This is a genomic window from Acidovorax sp. GW101-3H11, assembly GCF_001633105.1.
GTDB lineage: Bacteria > Pseudomonadota > Gammaproteobacteria > Burkholderiales > Burkholderiaceae_C > Acidovorax.
In genome coordinates this window covers 64,285-79,726 of the sequence record NZ_LUKZ01000020.1, presented here as the reverse complement: position 1 = coordinate 79,726, position 15,442 = coordinate 64,285, and the positions used below count along the sequence as shown (strand labels likewise).

The window sequence follows — 15,442 nt, the reverse complement described above, 5'->3', positions numbered from 1 at the left end:
ATGAAAAAACCGCCCGAAGGCGGTTTTTGTCTTTGGGGCATCCGGGGCACCGGCCTCCCGGCCCGCCCCAAGGCCTGTCAGGCTATCAGGCCGAGAAGCTGGAGCCACACCCGCAGGTGGTGGTGGCGTTGGGGTTCTTAATCACAAACTGGGCGCCCTGCAGGTCTTCCTTGTAGTCGATCTCAGCGCCCACCAGGTACTGGTAGCTCATCGCGTCGATGAGCAGCGACACGCCATTCTTGGTCATGGTGGTGTCGTCTTCGTTGGTGATTTCGTCGAAGGTGAAGCCGTACTGGAAGCCGGAGCAGCCACCACCCTGCACAAACACGCGCAGCTTCAGGTCAGGATTGCCTTCCTCGGCAATCAGGTCCGCCACCTTGGCCGCAGCACTGTCGGTGAAGAGGATGGGGGCGGGCATTTCGGTCTGGATGTTGTCGGCAACGGCGCTCATGGGGTACTCCGGGTTCGGTATTTGGGGTTAATACTACTGCAAACCGCTCGGGAATTCAGATCACGGATTGTTTGACGCCAACTTCAGTGGGGGCTTTTCCTCAACCAGCACGGCGGTCGGGAACAACTGCCCGGCAATCACGGCGCCCTGGTGCATCTCCAGCGCCTTGTAGTGCACGTTGCCGGTGATCTGCGCCTTGGGCTGCAGCTCCAGCAATTCACCCGCATGCACGGGGCCCAGCACCTGGCCATTGATGATCACGTGGTCGGCATGCACGGCACCCTCCACCCGCGCGGTCTCCGAAATCACCAGGATGCTGGGCTGCTCTGCCCCCGCACGGATATCGCCCACCACTTCACCATCGATGCGCATGCCCTCGGCAAACAGCACATTGCCTTCGATTTTGGTGCCCTGCGCGACCAGGCTCTTGATGGGGGGCTGCTTCTTACGCGAAAACATGGGCAGGACTCCTGAATAAGCACGCGGGCCGGACGACCCACATGCGGATGAATGAGAAAACCGACGCCACTGGTACCGACCCATGCACAAGGCACAGGGCCACTGGCACCCCCGGGGCGGGCCCCACCGGCTGCGACGGGGTCACGGGGCTACCTGTGGGGCAGCCCCCTTTTGCCTCTTCTTACTCGATGGCCATGGTCTGCGTGGTGCGGACGGTGGCGCCGTCCAGCACGCGCGCGGTCACGGTTTTTACCACGGCATGGGGCGGCAGATCGAGGACCCCCTCCATGCGGCGGTACTGCTTGACCTGCAGGGGCTGCCCCTGGGGCGGCAGGGTCTGGGTCCAGGGTTTGCCATCCTGGGTGCCCGCCAGCACCAGCTCCAGACGGCCATTGAACTCGGGCGCATTGCGGGCCGCCTGGATGACCAGCACCTGCCAGCGCAGCTGCATCCCACCCAGCACTTCGGCCTGCAGGGCGCGGATCGCCAGGCCATCGGTCTTGGCCGCCGGGATCAGCTTTTCGAAGAACCCCAGGTCTTCGCGCAGCGTCCGGTTGTCAGCCTCCAGCTGGCGCACCTGGGCCATCAGGCTCTCCTTGGCGGCGCGCTCGGTGGCCAGCAGGCTCTCGGCGGTCAGCGCCACCGTTTGCCGCTCCTGGCCCTCATCGCGCAAGCGCGTGATTTCGGCCTTCATCTGGTGCACCTCGTCGCGCGAAACGGTGTCCAGCCCGGCGATGGATTTGCCAAACTCGAACGCCCACAGCGCCACCGCCGCACAAAAGCCCAGCACCACCGCCAGTGCCAGCCAGCGAAAGGGCCAGGGCAAGGCACTGCGGATGGCCACCCGGGGGGCGCTGATGGTCAGCCGACGGCGCAGCAGGCGAAAGCGCATAGGGTCAACAGGCGTGTCTTGGTCATACAGCCCCAAAAAGAAAAGAGCGCACCATAAACGAAAAAACCGCCCGAAGGCGGTTTTTCTCTGTAAAGCACCCCAGGGATGCTTTGCAGCAGATGCCGCACAGGGCGGCATCCGGGCAGGGCCAAGGTTTAACGCTTGGAGAACTGCTTGGCGCGGCGTGCGGAGTGCAGACCGACCTTCTTACGCTCGACTTCACGTGCGTCGCGGGTCACGAAGCCGGCTTGGCTCAGTGCGGGCTTCAGCGTTGCGTCGTAGTCGATCAGGGCACGGGTGATACCGTGGCGGGCAGCGCCAGCCTGGCCGGATTCACCGCCACCGTGCACGTTGATCTGGATGTCGAAGGTTTCGACATGGTTGGTCAACGCCAGGGGTTGCTTGGCAATCATGATCGAGGTTTCGCGGCCGAAGTAGGACTGGATGTCCTTGCCGTTCACCGTGATCTTGCCAGTGCCTTTTTTCAGAAACACGCGGGCGACGCTGGACTTGCGACGGCCGGTGCCATTGTTCCATTCACCAATCATCTCAAGGCTCCTTAGATTTCCAGAGCCTTGGGCTGCTGGGCGGTGTGGGGATGCTCTGCACCGCCATACACCTTGAGTTTCTTGATCATTGCGTAACCAAGGGGGCCCTTGGGCAGCATGCCCTTGACAGCCTTTTCCAGCGCGCGGCCGGGGTGCTTGGCTTGCAGGTCGCGGAAGTTCGTGGCCGTGATACCGCCGGGGTAACCCGAGTGGCGGTAGTACACCTTGTCCAGGGACTTGGTGCCGGTGACCTTGAGCTGGGCTGCGTTGATGATGACGATGAAGTCACCGGTATCGACGTGAGGCGTGTAAATGGCCTTGTGTTTGCCGCGCAAACGGAGAGCAACTTCGCTGGCTACTCGTCCGAGGACCTTGTCGGTCGCGTCAATCACAAACCACTCGTGCACGACCTCAGCGGGCTTTGCGCTGAAAGTAGTAGTCATGAGTTTTCTCTTGAAAGAGGGTTTGGCGGGTCCTTTTCCACGGTCGGTGCTTCTCTTTCGGAAGCCTCTTAGGTGGCGCTTGATCTTCGCCGCGGGACCACAAAAGCGCTGCGAAGCCCTCGATTATACGAATTTGTGCCTTAAGGGCGCAAGCGACAAGTCCAGATCGCCCCAGACACCCGCCAAAAACCCGCCGAACCCAGTCAATTGGGCGTCTGGCGGCGGCGCTGCTCCTCGGCTTCGTAGCGGCGGCGGTTTTCCACGCAGATGGGCTGCCCGGCCTGCGACGGCTTCTGGCACTCCTGGTGGATGCACATGGGGCGCGACAGGAAATTGGCGTCGGCACAGGCCTCCTGGGGCGATGGAACACGCGGTGGCGGTGGCTTGGGTTTGGGTTCGGCCACCACGGGCGGGGGTGGCGGCTCGGGCTCTTCGCGCACCACGATGGGCGTCGGCACAGGCTCCGGCGCACCACGCTTGGCTGTGCGGGGCGCCACCCGGGGCGCCGATGCCGCTGCGGAGGCCGGGGATGCAGCAGAGGCTGCCGCAGCCGCACCTGCTGCCGCCAGCCCGGCGGGACTGGACGCCCCTTCCATCGCAGCAGCAGCGGTTTCTGTAAGAACGACCTCTGCCGAAGCTGGTGCCACAGGCGGTGCAGGCGGCTCGGCCATCTCGGTAATGATGTCGTCTTGGGGCGCCTTGTTGCCCTGCATCCACCGCAGGCCGGCAGCAGAGGCCACCACCACCAGCACAGCCACCACCAGCCCCGCAACCAGGGGCGAGCGCCGCTTGGTGGGTCTGGCAGTTTTGCCCGCAGCGCGCACCGTGTCCCGCTCCAGCGGCAGGGCACGCGGCTCGCCCCCATGCCGACGGTGGTGGGCTGCGCCGTCATGGCGCGAATCATCGGCCGCCACGGTGTCGCCTGCGTCGATGAACACCGTGTCCCCCGGGTCGGCAAACACGGTGTCGGGGCCTCCCAGCATGACCGTGTCGGCGCCCGGGTCCGTCGCGGGCCGGCCCACGCCGCTGTCCACCACCACGGGAGCCGCCGCATCGGAGGCCTCGGCACGCTTCGCCTGGGCCTGCATCTCGGCCACGATGCGCGGTGCCGAGGTCACGTCCACCGTGGGCGTGAGCAAGCCGGGGCCGGGTTGGTCGGCGGGCTCGACCCAGATATCGCCCAGCTCGGCGCGGAAATCAAAATGCTGGACATCGTCCGGCGGCGAAGTCATCTCCATGGCCTGGAGAAAAGCGTCGATGCTCTGCGGCCGGTCTTCGGGCCGCAGTGCCAGGGCTTGCGCAATCGCGGCCACAAAAGGCGCCGAATACTCCACGCCAAACTGCCGCTTGACGGTCTTGGCGATGCGCGGGAACGACACCATGCGGTCGCGGATCGAGCGCAGCGTGGAGGGCAGCGGGGTGTCGTTGGCCAGACAGCCGTGCATCACGGCCGCCAGCGAATAGAGGTCGCTCCACGGGCCCTGGCGCAGCTCCTCGTCGCCGTCGGAATACTGCTCGATCGGTGCGTAGTTCACCTTGAGCACGGCCGTGTGCTTGCGGTCCTGGTCGTTGATCGCGTGCCGGGCCGCGCCCAGGTCCAGCAGCACCGGCGGGCCGTTGTCCTGCAGGAAGATGTTGTCGGGCGAAATGTCGCGGTGCAACGTGTTCCCGTCGTGCAGCACCCGCAGGGCGTCCAGCACCGACCACAGCAGCTTGCGCAGCCAGACCTCGGGCGGGGGCGTGCGCATCTGGGCGCGTGCCTGCTTGAAGGTCATGCCACTGTAGAGCGGCATCACCATATAGGCGGTGTTGTTGGCCTCCCAGAACCGGAACACCTTGACCAGCGACGGATGGTCAAACTGGGCCAGCAGTCGGGCTTCGCCCACAAACGAGGCCAGGCCGGTGTGGAAGGTCTGCTGGTCGGACGAGGACCGCACCCACAGCGACTGCCCTTCGGAGCGCCCGGCCAGGGCCGAGGGCATGTATTCCTTGATCGCCACCGCCCGGTGCAGGGAATGGTCGAACGCCTTGTAGACCATGCCAAACCCGCCCACCCCGAGGAGCGCCAGGATCTCGAATTCGGCCAGCCGGGTGCCGGGGGGCAGCGCATCGACATGGCTGACTCCCGTGGCAGGGGCTTGGCGGAGGCTTTCGGTCATGGTCAAAGGACGTGGCGTGCTTGCGGTGTCGAAGGCGGTTCAAGAGCGCGACGGAGCGCCAGCACCGCCGCAGGCGCGATCATGCGGCATGGCAGCGGGCGATTTCGAAACAAATGGCTAACAAATGCCGACCTGTCTGCCAAAAACATCACGCTCGTGGCCATCCGGCCGTTCGGATTGTGCCGTGGCCCGGAAAGATACACCCAAGCAGACCCCACGGCACCCCGCCCTGGCGGGTGGCACCACAAAAAAGGCCCGCCGGGGGGCGCACTCGTTACCATTGGGCCATGTTCAGTTATCGCCACGCCTTCCACGCGGGCAACCATGCCGATGTGCTCAAGCACACGGTTTTGATTGCCGCCTTGCAACACCTCACCGAAAAAGACGCGGCACTGACCGTGCTGGACACCCATGCAGGCGCCGGCCTGTACCGGCTGGACGGGGACTACGCCAGCACCAGCGGCGAAGCCGCCGACGGCATCGTCCGCCTTTTTGCCCCCACCGCACCCCCCCTCACCCCGGCCCTGCAGGCCTATGTGGACATGGTGAACGCGTTCAACCAGGGCAATACCCTGCGTGTCTACCCCGGTTCGCCCTTCATCACCCAGCGCCTGCTGCGCAGCCAGGACAAGCTCAAGCTGTTCGAGCTGCACCCGACCGACCTGCGCTCCCTCGCAGGCAATGTCGCCCAGCTGGAGGCAGGCCGCCAGGTGGCCGTGCTGCACGAAGACGGGTTCGAAGGCATCAAGAAATTTTTGCCCCCACCGGCCCGCCGCGCGCTTGTGCTGTGCGATCCAAGCTATGAAATCAAGAGCGACTATGCCAAGGTGCTCGACATGGCAGCCGACTCGCTCAAGCGTTTTGCCACCGGCACCTACGCGTTCTGGTATCCGATCATCCCGCGCCCTGAGGCACACGACCTGCCCCGCCGCCTCAAGACACTGGCCACCAAGGCGGGCAAAAGCTGGCTGCACGCCACACTCACGGTGAAAAACAGCAAGCTCGTCGAAACGGCTGCGGGTGAAGTCAAGCGCCCCGGCCTGCCCGCCAGCGGCATGTTCCTGATCAACCCGCCCTACACGCTCAAGGCGGCCCTGAAGACCGCGCTGCCGCAGATGGCCGAGCTGCTGGCGCAGGACAAACACGCCACGCACACGCTCGAATCCGGCGGCTGAAGCGCCCTACCCCGCGGCTCCAGCCATGGGCCGTGACAACGCGGGCCATAACGCCCTCGTCAAGGCGCAGCCGGGCAATCCTTTTCGTCGTCGTCCAGCGCAAACAGCTCCACCGGCTTGAGCCCCAGGCCGATCATGCCCAGGGCCTCGGCCGCGCCACGGCTGAGGTCGATCACCCGGTTGCGGACATGGGGGCCCCGGTCGTTGATGCGCACCACCACCGTGCGCCCCGTGGCCTGGCTGCGCACGCAGACCCGCGAGCCAAACGGCAGCGTGGGGTGCGCCGCCGTGAGCGCCCGCATGTCAAAACGCTCCCCGCTGGCCGTGCGCCGCCGGTGGAACTGCGCCCCGTACCACGAGGCCAGCCCCACCTCGTCGGCCGTGGCCAGCCCCAGAGACGAAGCATCCACGCCCGGGGGCGGGAGCGGCGGTGGTGGCGGGGGGTCGATCAGCATGGCCTCGCCCGGCACCGTCAGGAGGTGGGGGGCCAGCGCATCGGCCTCTGCCGACAGCCCTTGGGCCAGCGCGGGGGCCGCCACCAGGGCCCACAGCAACCCCACACACACCGCATGCCTGACAAGCCCCTGCAGGGCACCACGGCAGGCGGGCAGCGGCAGGCCACCCCAACCCATCAGATCCCCAGGCGGCGACAGATCTCCAGCGTCGCGGCGCTTTGGTTCATGGTGTAGAAGTGCAAGGCGGGCACGCCCGCGCTGCGCAGCTGGTCGCACAGGTCGGTCACCACATCCAGGCCAAAGGCCTTGATGCTGGCTGTGTCGTCCCCAAACCCCTGCAGGCGCAGGCGGATCCAGCGCGGGATCTCGGCGCCACACGCGTCCGAGAAACGCATGAGCTGTGTGGAGCTGCCAATGGGCATGATGCCCGGCACCACCGGCACATTGGCGCCCAGGCGCTGCGTGTCTTCCATGAAGCGAAAGTACGCGTCGCTGTTGTAGAAATACTGGGTGATGGCCGAATCCGCCCCGGCCTGCACCTTGGCCACATAGGCCTTGAGGTCCGCCTCGGGTGAGCGCGCCTGGGGGTGCACCTCGGGGTAGGCCGCCACCTCGATGTGGAAGTCGCGCCCCGTCTCCGCGCGGATGAAGGCCACCAGGTCGCTCGCGTACTGGAACTCGCCGCCCGCGCCATAGCCGCTGGGCAGGTCGCCGCGCAGCGCCACCAGGCGCTTGACACCCATGGCCTTGAGCGTGGCCAGCTGCTCGCGCACCGACTGGCGCGTGGCGCCAATGCAGGAGAAGTGCGAGGCCGCGCCCACGCCCTCGGCCAGGATCTCGCGCACGGTGCCAAAGGTGCCTTCTTGTGTGGAGCCCCCGGCGCCATAGGTCACCGAGCAAAAGTCCGGGTGCAGCACATACAACTGCTGGCGGGCTACGCGCAGCTTTTCGGCGCCTTCGGGCGTCTTGGGCGGGAAGAACTCAAAACTCACAGGGAAACCGGTGCCCTGTGCATTGGCAGCATTCATGCAGCCCTCCTTGCATGGATAAAAAATTCACGGTTGCCGTCGCCGCCCTGGATGGGGCTGTCCAGCCACGCCAGCACGGCCAGGCCCACGGTGGCGCAGCAGTCGCGGATGCGTTGTTCGACCACGGCATACAGAGCCTCGTCGCGCACGATACCGCCCTTGCCCACCTGGCCCGGCTGCAGCTCGAACTGCGGCTTGACCAGCATGACCAGGTCGCCCTGCGGTGCCAGCAGTGGCACCAGCGCGGGCAACACCAGCGTGAGCGAGATGAACGACAGGTCGCCCGTCACCAGGCCAAATTCGGGCGTGATGTCCACGTCGGCACGGTCGGCGCGGCGGCGGCGCTCCACCGGCAGCGTGCCCTGCGCACGGGCCTTGGCCAGTTCGGCGCGTTCGGACTTGAAGGCTTCGATGTCCTTTTCCTTGGCATCGTCGCTGTCGTCGTAGTCCTCGTCCACCTGGCCGCCGTTGCGCATCCAGCTGTAGGGGGCCTCGGGCTGGGTCTCGTTGTCTTCTTCCAGCTCGATGACTTCCGAGAGCGCCAGCTCGCAAGCCTGCAGCAAAGCCTCGGCGGTCAGCGAGCGGGCGTTCACGCCCTCCACATACACCACCCGCGGGTCGCTGCGCAGCCGCTCGTGCAGCTGGTCATGGCCCACGTCCACGCCAACCACCTGCGCTGCGCCGCGCTGCAGCAGGCAGTCGGTGAAGCCGCCGGTGCTCTGCCCCACGTCCAGGCAGCGCAAGCCTTCTACCTTCAGGCCCAGGGCATCGAGCGCACCTTCGAGCTTGAGCCCGCCGCGCGAGATGTACCTGGCCTCGGCGCCGTCGAGCAACTGCACCTCGGCAATGGCCGGGATGTCGTCGCCATTCTTGGCCACCTTCTGCCAGGGCGCGAGCGGCGACAGGCGCCATTCGACACCCGACGCAATCAGGCGCTGGGCCTGCGAGCGGGTGGCGGCATGCCCCCGCTCCACCAAAAACACATCTGCGCGCATGGCGCCCGTCCTTTTATGAGTAAAAACAGCCGCTACCGCGCGACCATCATGCCCTGATAGCTATCATTAATATAGCAATTAGGCGATCAGCACCCGGCGTGCAAGCGCCGCTGCCCGGCCCCGCGCAGCGTCACGCCACGGGGGAAGGGGGCGCAGCCCCCTCAGCACATCCAATCAATAGCGGTACGTGTCTGGCTTGTAAGGGCCTTGCTTGGGCACGCCGATGTAGGCGGCCTGGTCGTCGCTCAGCTCGGTCAGCATGGCGCCCACCTTCTTCAGGTGCAGGCGCGCCACCTTTTCGTCGAGGTGCTTGGGCAGCACGTAGACCTTGCCGTTTTCGTAGTAGTCGCTGTGCGTGAACAGCTCGATCTGGGCGATGGTCTGGTTGGCGAACGAGTTCGACATCACAAAGCTGGGGTGGCCCGTGCCGCAGCCCAGGTTCACCAGGCGGCCCTTGGCCAGCAGGATGATGCGCTTGCCATCGGGGAAGATCACGTGGTCCACCTGGGGCTTGATCTCGTCCCACTGGCAGTTTTCTTCGAGCTTGGCGACCTGGATCTCATTGTCGAAGTGGCCAATGTTGCAGACGATGGCCTGGTCCTTCATCGCTGCCATGTGCTCATAGGTGATCACGTCGCGGTTGCCGGTGGTGGTCACGAAGATGTCGGCCTTGTCGGCCGCCCATTCCATGGTCACGACCTTGAAGCCTTCCATCGCGGCCTGCAGCGCGTTGATGGGGTCGATCTCGGTCACCCACACCTGAGCGCTCAGGGCGCGCAGGGCCTGGGCGCTGCCCTTGCCCACGTCGCCGTAGCCCGCCACCACGGCCACCTTGCCGGCGATCATCACGTCGGTGGCGCGCTTGATGCCGTCCACCAGCGACTCGCGGCAGCCATACAGGTTGTCGAACTTGCTCTTGGTCACCGAGTCGTTCACGTTGATGGCGCGGAACATCAGCGTGCCCTTGGCCGACATTTCCTTGAGGCGGTGCACGCCGGTGGTGGTCTCTTCGGTCACGCCGATGATCTCGGCGCTCTTGCGGCTGTACCAGGTGCCGTCTTCGGCCAGCTTGGCCTTGATGGCGGCAAACAGAATGCGCTCTTCTTCGCTGCCCGGGTTGGCCAGCACGGACGCATCCTTCTCGGCCTTCTTGCCCAGGTGCATCAGCAGCGTGGCATCGCCGCCGTCGTCCAGGATCAGGTTGGGGCCTTCGCCTGCAGTGCCCTTTGGGCCAAAGTCAAAAATGCGGTGGGTGTAGTCCCAGTACTCGGCCAGGGTCTCGCCCTTGATGGCAAACACGGGCGTGCCGGTGGCGGCGATGGCGGCGGCGGCGTGGTCCTGCGTGGAGAAGATGTTGCACGAGGCCCAGCGCACATCGGCGCCCAGGGCTTGCAGCGTCTCGATCAGCACGGCGGTCTGGATCGTCATGTGCAGGCTGCCGGTGATGCGGGCACCCTTGAGCGACTGCTTGGCCGCGAATTCCTCGCGGATGGCCATCAGGCCGGGCATCTCGGTTTCGGCGATGCGGATTTCTTTGCGGCCCCAATCGGCCAGGCCGATGTCGGCAATGATGCAGTCGGTGTTGACCGGGGCGTTGACGCGTGCGTTCATGGTGGTGTGCTCCAAAGCATGTTTGAAAAACCACTGGTCGGGGGGAGTGACAAGGCTCACCACACGAGAAGTGGATGAGCGTCGTTGCTGGGTGACTCCGAGCCTCACGCCCCGCCTGTGCTGGGGACGCTGCAACGCTCCTCGGATCGGCGGATTATAAAAGCAAGTGCCCGGCGGGGAAACATCCCCGGGCTGCGGGTGGGGCCGCCCGGCCATTGCCAGTCCTCGCCCGCTTACGTCGGCGGCATGCCAACCGCCCATGTCACCTGTGCGGCTGCCGGGGGCAGCGGAGCCCCTGACACTGGTGCTCTTTCAAAAGACCCATCGAGGAGCACAGCATGGACCCCAAGGACAAGGTCATCATCGTCACCGGCGGCGCCAGCGGCATCGGCCGCAGCATCGCGCGGCGTTTTGCGCAGGAGGGCGCGCGCGCCGTCGTCGTGGCCGACCTGCACCTGGAACCCGCCCAGGCCGTGGCGGCAGAATTCGGCGGCCTGGCCGTGCGCTGCGATGTGTCGAAAGAGGCCGATATCCAGGCCCTGGTAGCCACCACGCGCGAGCGCTATGGCCGCGTGGACGCCTATATCTCCAACGCGGGCATCCTGGGCCGCCCGGGTGGCATCGAGCTGGAAGACCCGCTGTGGGACGCCATGTGGAACATCCACGGCATGGCCCATGTGTGGGCGGCTCGCGCCGTGGTGCCCGAGATGGTGGAGCGCGGCGAAGGCTTTTTCCTGGTCACCGCCTCGGCCGCCGGGCTCTTGACCATCGTCGAATCCGCTCCCTACGCCGTCACCAAACACGCGGCCGTGGCCTTTGCCGAGTGGCTGCGCATCGCCTATGGCCGCAAGGGCGTGGGCGTGGCCTGCCTGTGCCCACAGTCGGTGCAGACGGCCATGGTCACGGGCGACGGCGGATCGGCCTCGCACGACGGCATCCTGCCGCCTGAGCAGGTGGCGAGCGACGTGCTGGCCGCCATGTTGGACGGGCGCTTTCTAGTGCTGCCCCACCCCGAGGTGGCGCAGTACTTCCGCAACAAGGGGCAGGACTACGAACGCTGGATCGGTGGCATGCAGAAGATGTATGCCCGCCACACGCAGGCGAAGTGAAACACCCCCTGAGGCGCTGTGCGCCTTCCCCCTCTCTCGCCCCGCTGTGCGGGGCGGGAGGGGGACGCATCCGGTGGCCTGGCAAAGCCAGCTCCACGGGTGCGCTGGCCTTGTGCGCGCCAGTTTCAAGCGCTGTGGGTGGCGTGCAGCGCAATGAATAGCTGATGCCTGCCCCGGGGAATCCAGAGCGCCCGCCCGGTAAAATCCCGCGATTCGGCGCACCGCGCCTGTCGCGCCCACTGCCGCAGCCCTTGCCGCAGCGGGCCCTAGCCCTCTTGGAATCCCCCCCGTGTCCTACGCCCCCGAAACCCGGCGCCGCCGCACCTTTGCCATCATTTCCCACCCCGACGCCGGTAAAACGACGCTGACGGAAAAGCTGCTGCTGTTCTCGGGCGCGATCCAGATCGCTGGCGCCGTCAAGGGCCGCAAGGCCAGCCGCCACGCCACATCCGACTGGATGGAGATCGAAAAGCAGCGCGGCATCTCGGTGGCCTCTTCGGTCATGCAGATGGCGTACCGCGACCACGTCGTGAACCTGCTCGACACGCCCGGCCACAAGGACTTCTCGGAAGACACCTACCGCGTGCTCACCGCCGTGGACTCGGCCCTGATGGTGATCGACGCGGCCAACGGTGTGGAAGCACAAACCCGCCGCCTGATCGAGGTCTGCCGCCAGCGCGACACGCCCATCATCACCTTCGTCAACAAGATGGACCGCGAAGTGCGCGACCCGCTGGACATCATGGACGAGGTCGAGCGCGAGCTGGGCATGCCCTGCTGCCCCATGACCTGGCCCGTGGGCCAGGGCAAGGCCTTCGGCGGCATCATCAACCTGCGCACCCAAACCATGACGGTGTTCGAGTCCGGCAGCGAACGCCGCCCGCAGGACTTCGAGGCCATCCCCCTGTCCGACGAAACCACACTGCGCGCGCGCTTTGGCGCGGAGTTCGACGCCGCGCTGGAAAGCATGGAACTGGCCGTGGGCGCATCGCCCGCGTGGGACCATGAAGCCTTCCTGGCCGGCAAACTCACCCCGGTGTTCTTCGGCTCCGGCGTGAACAACTTCGGTGTGATGGAAGTGCTGGACGCCCTGGTGGACATGGCCCCGCCCCCCGGCCCCCGCGTGAGCACGCTCGAAGTAAACCGGCAACCCGTCGTCAAGACCATCCAGCCCGAGGACGAAGGCTTCTCGGGCGTCGTGTTCAAGGTGCAGGCCAACATGGACGCCAACCACCGCGACCGCATCGCCTTCGTGCGCGTGGCCTCGGGCAAGTACACGCCGGGCATGAAGCTCAAGGTGCAGCGCACCGCCAAGGAGCTGCGCCCCACCTCGGTCGTGACCTTCATGAGCCAGCGCCGCGAGGCAGTGGAAGAAGCCTACGCGGGCGACATCATCGGCTTTACCACCCACGGCGGCGTGCAGCTGGGCGACACCATCACCGACGGCGCCAACCTGCAGTTCACCGGCCTGCCGTTCTTCGCGCCCGAGATGTTCATGACCGTGGTGCTCAAGAACCCCCTGCGCACCAAACAGCTGCAACAGGGCCTGGCCCAGCTGGGCGAGGAAGGCGCGATTCAGGTCTTCAAGCCCGATGCGGGCGGCAACATGCTGCTGGGCGCCGTAGGCCAGCTGCAGTTCGAAGTGGTGCAGCACCGCCTGAAGGCCGAATACGACGCCGATGTCCGCCTGGAAGGCTGCCAGTACACCGGCGCGCGCTGGATCACTGCGGACAACGCGGCCGACCTGCGCGCGTTCACCGACGCCTACCCGCTGCGCCTGGCGCACGATGCGGCGGACACGCTGGCGTATCTGTGCACGTCGCCGTATGACGTGCGTTTGGCGCAGGAGCGGTTTCCGAAGATCCACTTCCATCCGCTGCGGGAGCATGCGGGGTTGGCGCTGCAGAAGGCGGGTTGAGCCCGCATGTTGCCCTTGGACTTCTGGCCGCCAGCGGCCCGCCGTGAAGTAGTTGGCGTCTTCACCGACATCGACGACACCCTCACCACCGAAGGCGCCATCACGCCCGACGCACTGCAGGCGCTGGCCGACCTGAAGGCTGCGGGGCTGGTGGTCATCCCCATCACCGGGCGGCCGATTGGCTGGTGTGAACCTTTCATGGCAGGGCCTGCGGGTTCGACCTGGCCGGTGGATGCCATGGTGGCGGAGAACGGGGCCGTGGCATTTGCCCGGGGCGCCGACTCGCGACAAACGCTGCTCAAACGCTACCAGCAAGACGCCGCCATACGCAGCGCCAACCAGGCGCGCATGCGCGAAATCGCAGCCCTGGTGGCGGACGAAGTCCCCGGCGTGGCCCTGAGCCGCGACAGCGCCGGGCGCGAGACCGACCTGGCGTTTGACTACGCGGAGTTCGACCAGCACACACCCGACACCGTGCAGCAGGTGCTGGCCCTGCTGCAGCGCGAAGGCATGCAGACCACGGTGAGCAGCATCCACATCCACGGTTGTTTTGGCGACTTCAACAAATGGCAGGGCGCGAACTGGATCGTGCGCGAGCTGTGGGGCCGCGACCTGGCGCAGGAGCTGGACCGCTGGGTGTTTGTGGGCGACTCGGGGAACGACCAGGCGATGTTCCACCACTTCACCCACAGCGTGGGCGTGGCCAACATCGCGCGGTTTGTGCCGCAGCTCAAGCACCTGCCGCGTTATGTGACCCAAGGCGAGCGGGGCGCGGGGTTTGCGGAAGTGGCGCGGGCGGTCCTCGCGGGCCGGTAAGGTGGCAGGCGGGCTTTTTCCGCTCGGTTTCACCGAAGAATTTTGAACAAAACCAGGCCTTTCCGCGCGATGGATATGCCTTGGCAGCTATATATTTAATAGCAACCAATCCTTCACTGCCGCGCGGTCGCCACTAGGCCTTGAGGAAGATGTCCGTATCCGGCGCAAAACACGCATGCAGCGGCAGCAACGCCCCCCCCAGCGCCCGGGCGTCTGAGCCCATGGTGCCCAGTTCCAGCCGGGGCGGCTGGTGCAGGCCTTCCCAGTTGTAGTCGGCCAGCGCGTGGCGGGCGCCTTCGCACAGGGCCTGCAGCAGCTCGGGGGCTGCGGCGCCATCGACCACCACGGCGTCCAGATCCAAAAATGCGGTGGCCGAGACGATGCAGTGCGCCAGGCCTGCTGCCGCGCGCGCAATCCAGCCCCGGCTGTGTTCCAGCCACGGGGCCTGCAGCACGCGTTTGTCGTAGGCGGCCATGGGGTCGAGGCCGTGTTCGCGAAAGCGCTGCTCCAGCTCCCACAGGGATGCCTGGCTGATGAGCTGTGCAGGCGCCTGCCCCGGTTGGGCGGGCGACAGTGGCAGCGAGGCGACGGCGCCCGCATTGCCATGCAGGCCCCGGTGCAGGTGCGAGTTGATGACCAGCCCGCCGCCCACAAAGGTGTCCATGAACAGGTACAAAAAGCTGGGGATGTCGCGCCCGCGCCCCTGCAGCAGCTCGGCCACGCAGGCCGCGGAGGTGTCCTTGGCAAAACTCACGGGCAGCTCGGTCATCTGCTGCACCTGCTCGGCCAGGTCGATGTTGTTCCAGGCTTCGGACTGCGCCTCGGTCAGCCCCAGCATGCGGTGCCAGCCGCCGAGCTGGAACGGCGCGGCCACGCCCACGCCCACCACGCGCGAGCGCAGCGGGCCCAGGCCGTCGAGCAGCTGGTTGAGGTGCGTGCGGATGGCGGGCAGCAGCACATCGATGTCGGGGAAGGCGTAGTCGAGCACGATGCGCTCGCGCACATGGCCGGTGAAATCCACCAGCAGCCAGTCGGCACTGCGGCGGCCGATCTTGATGCCGATGGCAAACGCGCCGTCGGGGTTGAGGCCAATGGGCACCGAAGGCTGGCCCACGCGGCCGCGCACGGGGGCTTCGCGGCGCAGCAGCTGGTCTTCGTCCAGCCGCGCGGTGATGAGGCCAATGGTCTGCGCCGTGAGTCCCGTGACCCGCGCCATCTCGGCCTTGGCCAGACTGCCGTGGGTACGCAGCGCCTGCAGTACCACGCGCTCGTTGAACTGGCGCAGCCCCACGTGGTTGGAGCCGCGCTGGCGCAGCAGCGCGGGGCTGGCGGCAGTGTTGTCAACGGCGGATGGAGATGCGTCGGTGTCCAGCATGGTGAAGA

General features: G+C 66.3%; 15 protein-coding genes and 1 riboswitch. Of the genes, 4 read left to right on the top strand and 11 right to left on the bottom strand.

Translation table 11 applies throughout. The features are described 5' to 3' along the window. Positions 1-85: 85 nt before the first annotated feature. From erpA to A1D30_RS17250, 6 genes are all read right to left on the bottom strand, one after another. Positions 86-451: an iron-sulfur cluster insertion protein ErpA gene (gene erpA / locus A1D30_RS17275; protein ID WP_056414289.1), complete on the bottom strand. Its 366-nt coding sequence runs from the start codon at positions 449-451 to the stop codon at positions 86-88. A 60-nt stretch (positions 452-511) separates the two neighbouring features. Next, positions 512-910 carry a polymer-forming cytoskeletal protein gene (locus A1D30_RS17270; RefSeq protein WP_063461958.1) on the bottom strand — a complete coding sequence of 133 codons (399 nt, stop codon included), beginning with the start codon at positions 908-910 and terminating at the stop codon, positions 512-514. Between the two features lie 181 nt (positions 911-1,091). Continuing rightward, a complete protein-coding gene (locus A1D30_RS17265; protein WP_063461957.1) occupies positions 1,092-1,802 on the bottom strand; it encodes a DUF6776 family protein in 711 nt (236 codons plus the stop codon). Positions 1,803-1,957: 155 nt separating this feature from the next. Next, entirely contained in the window at positions 1,958-2,350 is a 393-nt protein-coding gene (gene rpsI / locus A1D30_RS17260) for a 30S ribosomal protein S9 (protein ID WP_007856955.1), read from the bottom strand. Between the two features lie 11 nt (positions 2,351-2,361). Then, a complete protein-coding gene (gene rplM / locus A1D30_RS17255; RefSeq protein ID WP_063461956.1) occupies positions 2,362-2,793 on the bottom strand; it encodes a 50S ribosomal protein L13 in 432 nt (143 codons plus the stop codon). A 203-nt stretch (positions 2,794-2,996) separates the two neighbouring features. Further along, the gene (locus A1D30_RS17250; protein ID WP_063461955.1) at positions 2,997-4,952 is read right to left on the bottom strand and encodes a serine/threonine-protein kinase; all 1,956 of its coding nucleotides are present in this window, start codon (positions 4,950-4,952) and stop codon (positions 2,997-2,999) included. A gap of 287 nt (positions 4,953-5,239) precedes the next feature. On the opposite strand from A1D30_RS17250, the gene rlmJ reads away from it, so the two are divergent. Further along, positions 5,240-6,127 (top strand): 23S rRNA (adenine(2030)-N(6))-methyltransferase RlmJ, encoded by an 888-nt coding sequence (gene rlmJ, locus A1D30_RS17245; RefSeq protein WP_063461954.1) that lies wholly within the window; start codon positions 5,240-5,242, stop codon positions 6,125-6,127. A gap of 59 nt (positions 6,128-6,186) precedes the next feature. Here rlmJ and A1D30_RS17240 read toward each other — a convergent pair whose 3' ends face one another. The 4 genes from A1D30_RS17240 to ahcY form a co-directional block, all read right to left on the bottom strand. Beyond that, positions 6,187-6,759 (bottom strand): septal ring lytic transglycosylase RlpA family protein, encoded by a 573-nt coding sequence (locus A1D30_RS17240; protein ID WP_109790976.1) that lies wholly within the window; start codon positions 6,757-6,759, stop codon positions 6,187-6,189. Next, the gene (gene metF / locus A1D30_RS17235; RefSeq protein WP_063461953.1) at positions 6,759-7,610 is read right to left on the bottom strand and encodes a methylenetetrahydrofolate reductase [NAD(P)H]; all 852 of its coding nucleotides are present in this window, start codon (positions 7,608-7,610) and stop codon (positions 6,759-6,761) included. Before metF ends, A1D30_RS17240 begins: the two co-directional genes overlap by 1 nt. Further along, complete coding sequence (locus tag A1D30_RS17230; protein WP_063461952.1) at positions 7,607-8,605, bottom strand: TlyA family RNA methyltransferase; 999 nt, start codon at positions 8,603-8,605, stop codon at positions 7,607-7,609. The genes metF and A1D30_RS17230 overlap by 4 nt, the downstream gene beginning before the upstream one ends. A gap of 174 nt (positions 8,606-8,779) precedes the next feature. Continuing rightward, positions 8,780-10,216, bottom strand: a complete 1,437-nt coding sequence (ahcY, locus tag A1D30_RS17225; protein ID WP_063461996.1) for an adenosylhomocysteinase — start codon at positions 10,214-10,216, stop codon at positions 8,780-8,782. A 69-nt stretch (positions 10,217-10,285) separates the two neighbouring features. Beyond that, positions 10,286-10,365: riboswitch (S-adenosyl-L-homocysteine riboswitch) on the bottom strand. A gap of 189 nt (positions 10,366-10,554) precedes the next feature. Here ahcY and A1D30_RS17220 point away from each other — a divergent pair. From A1D30_RS17220 to A1D30_RS17210, 3 genes are all read left to right on the top strand, one after another. Further along, the gene (locus A1D30_RS17220) at positions 10,555-11,325 is read left to right on the top strand and encodes an SDR family oxidoreductase (RefSeq protein WP_063461951.1); all 771 of its coding nucleotides are present in this window, start codon (positions 10,555-10,557) and stop codon (positions 11,323-11,325) included. A 289-nt stretch (positions 11,326-11,614) separates the two neighbouring features. After that, positions 11,615-13,243, top strand: a complete 1,629-nt coding sequence (locus tag A1D30_RS17215) for a peptide chain release factor 3 (protein ID WP_063461950.1) — start codon at positions 11,615-11,617, stop codon at positions 13,241-13,243. A 6-nt stretch (positions 13,244-13,249) separates the two neighbouring features. Next, a complete protein-coding gene (locus A1D30_RS17210; protein ID WP_063461949.1) occupies positions 13,250-14,059 on the top strand; it encodes an HAD family hydrolase in 810 nt (269 codons plus the stop codon). A gap of 133 nt (positions 14,060-14,192) precedes the next feature. Here the strand turns inward: A1D30_RS17210 and A1D30_RS17205 are convergent, their stop codons facing one another. Further along, positions 14,193-15,434, bottom strand: coding sequence for an ROK family transcriptional regulator (locus A1D30_RS17205; RefSeq protein ID WP_063461948.1), 1,242 nt, complete (start codon positions 15,432-15,434; stop codon positions 14,193-14,195). Positions 15,435-15,442 lie beyond the last annotated feature (8 nt).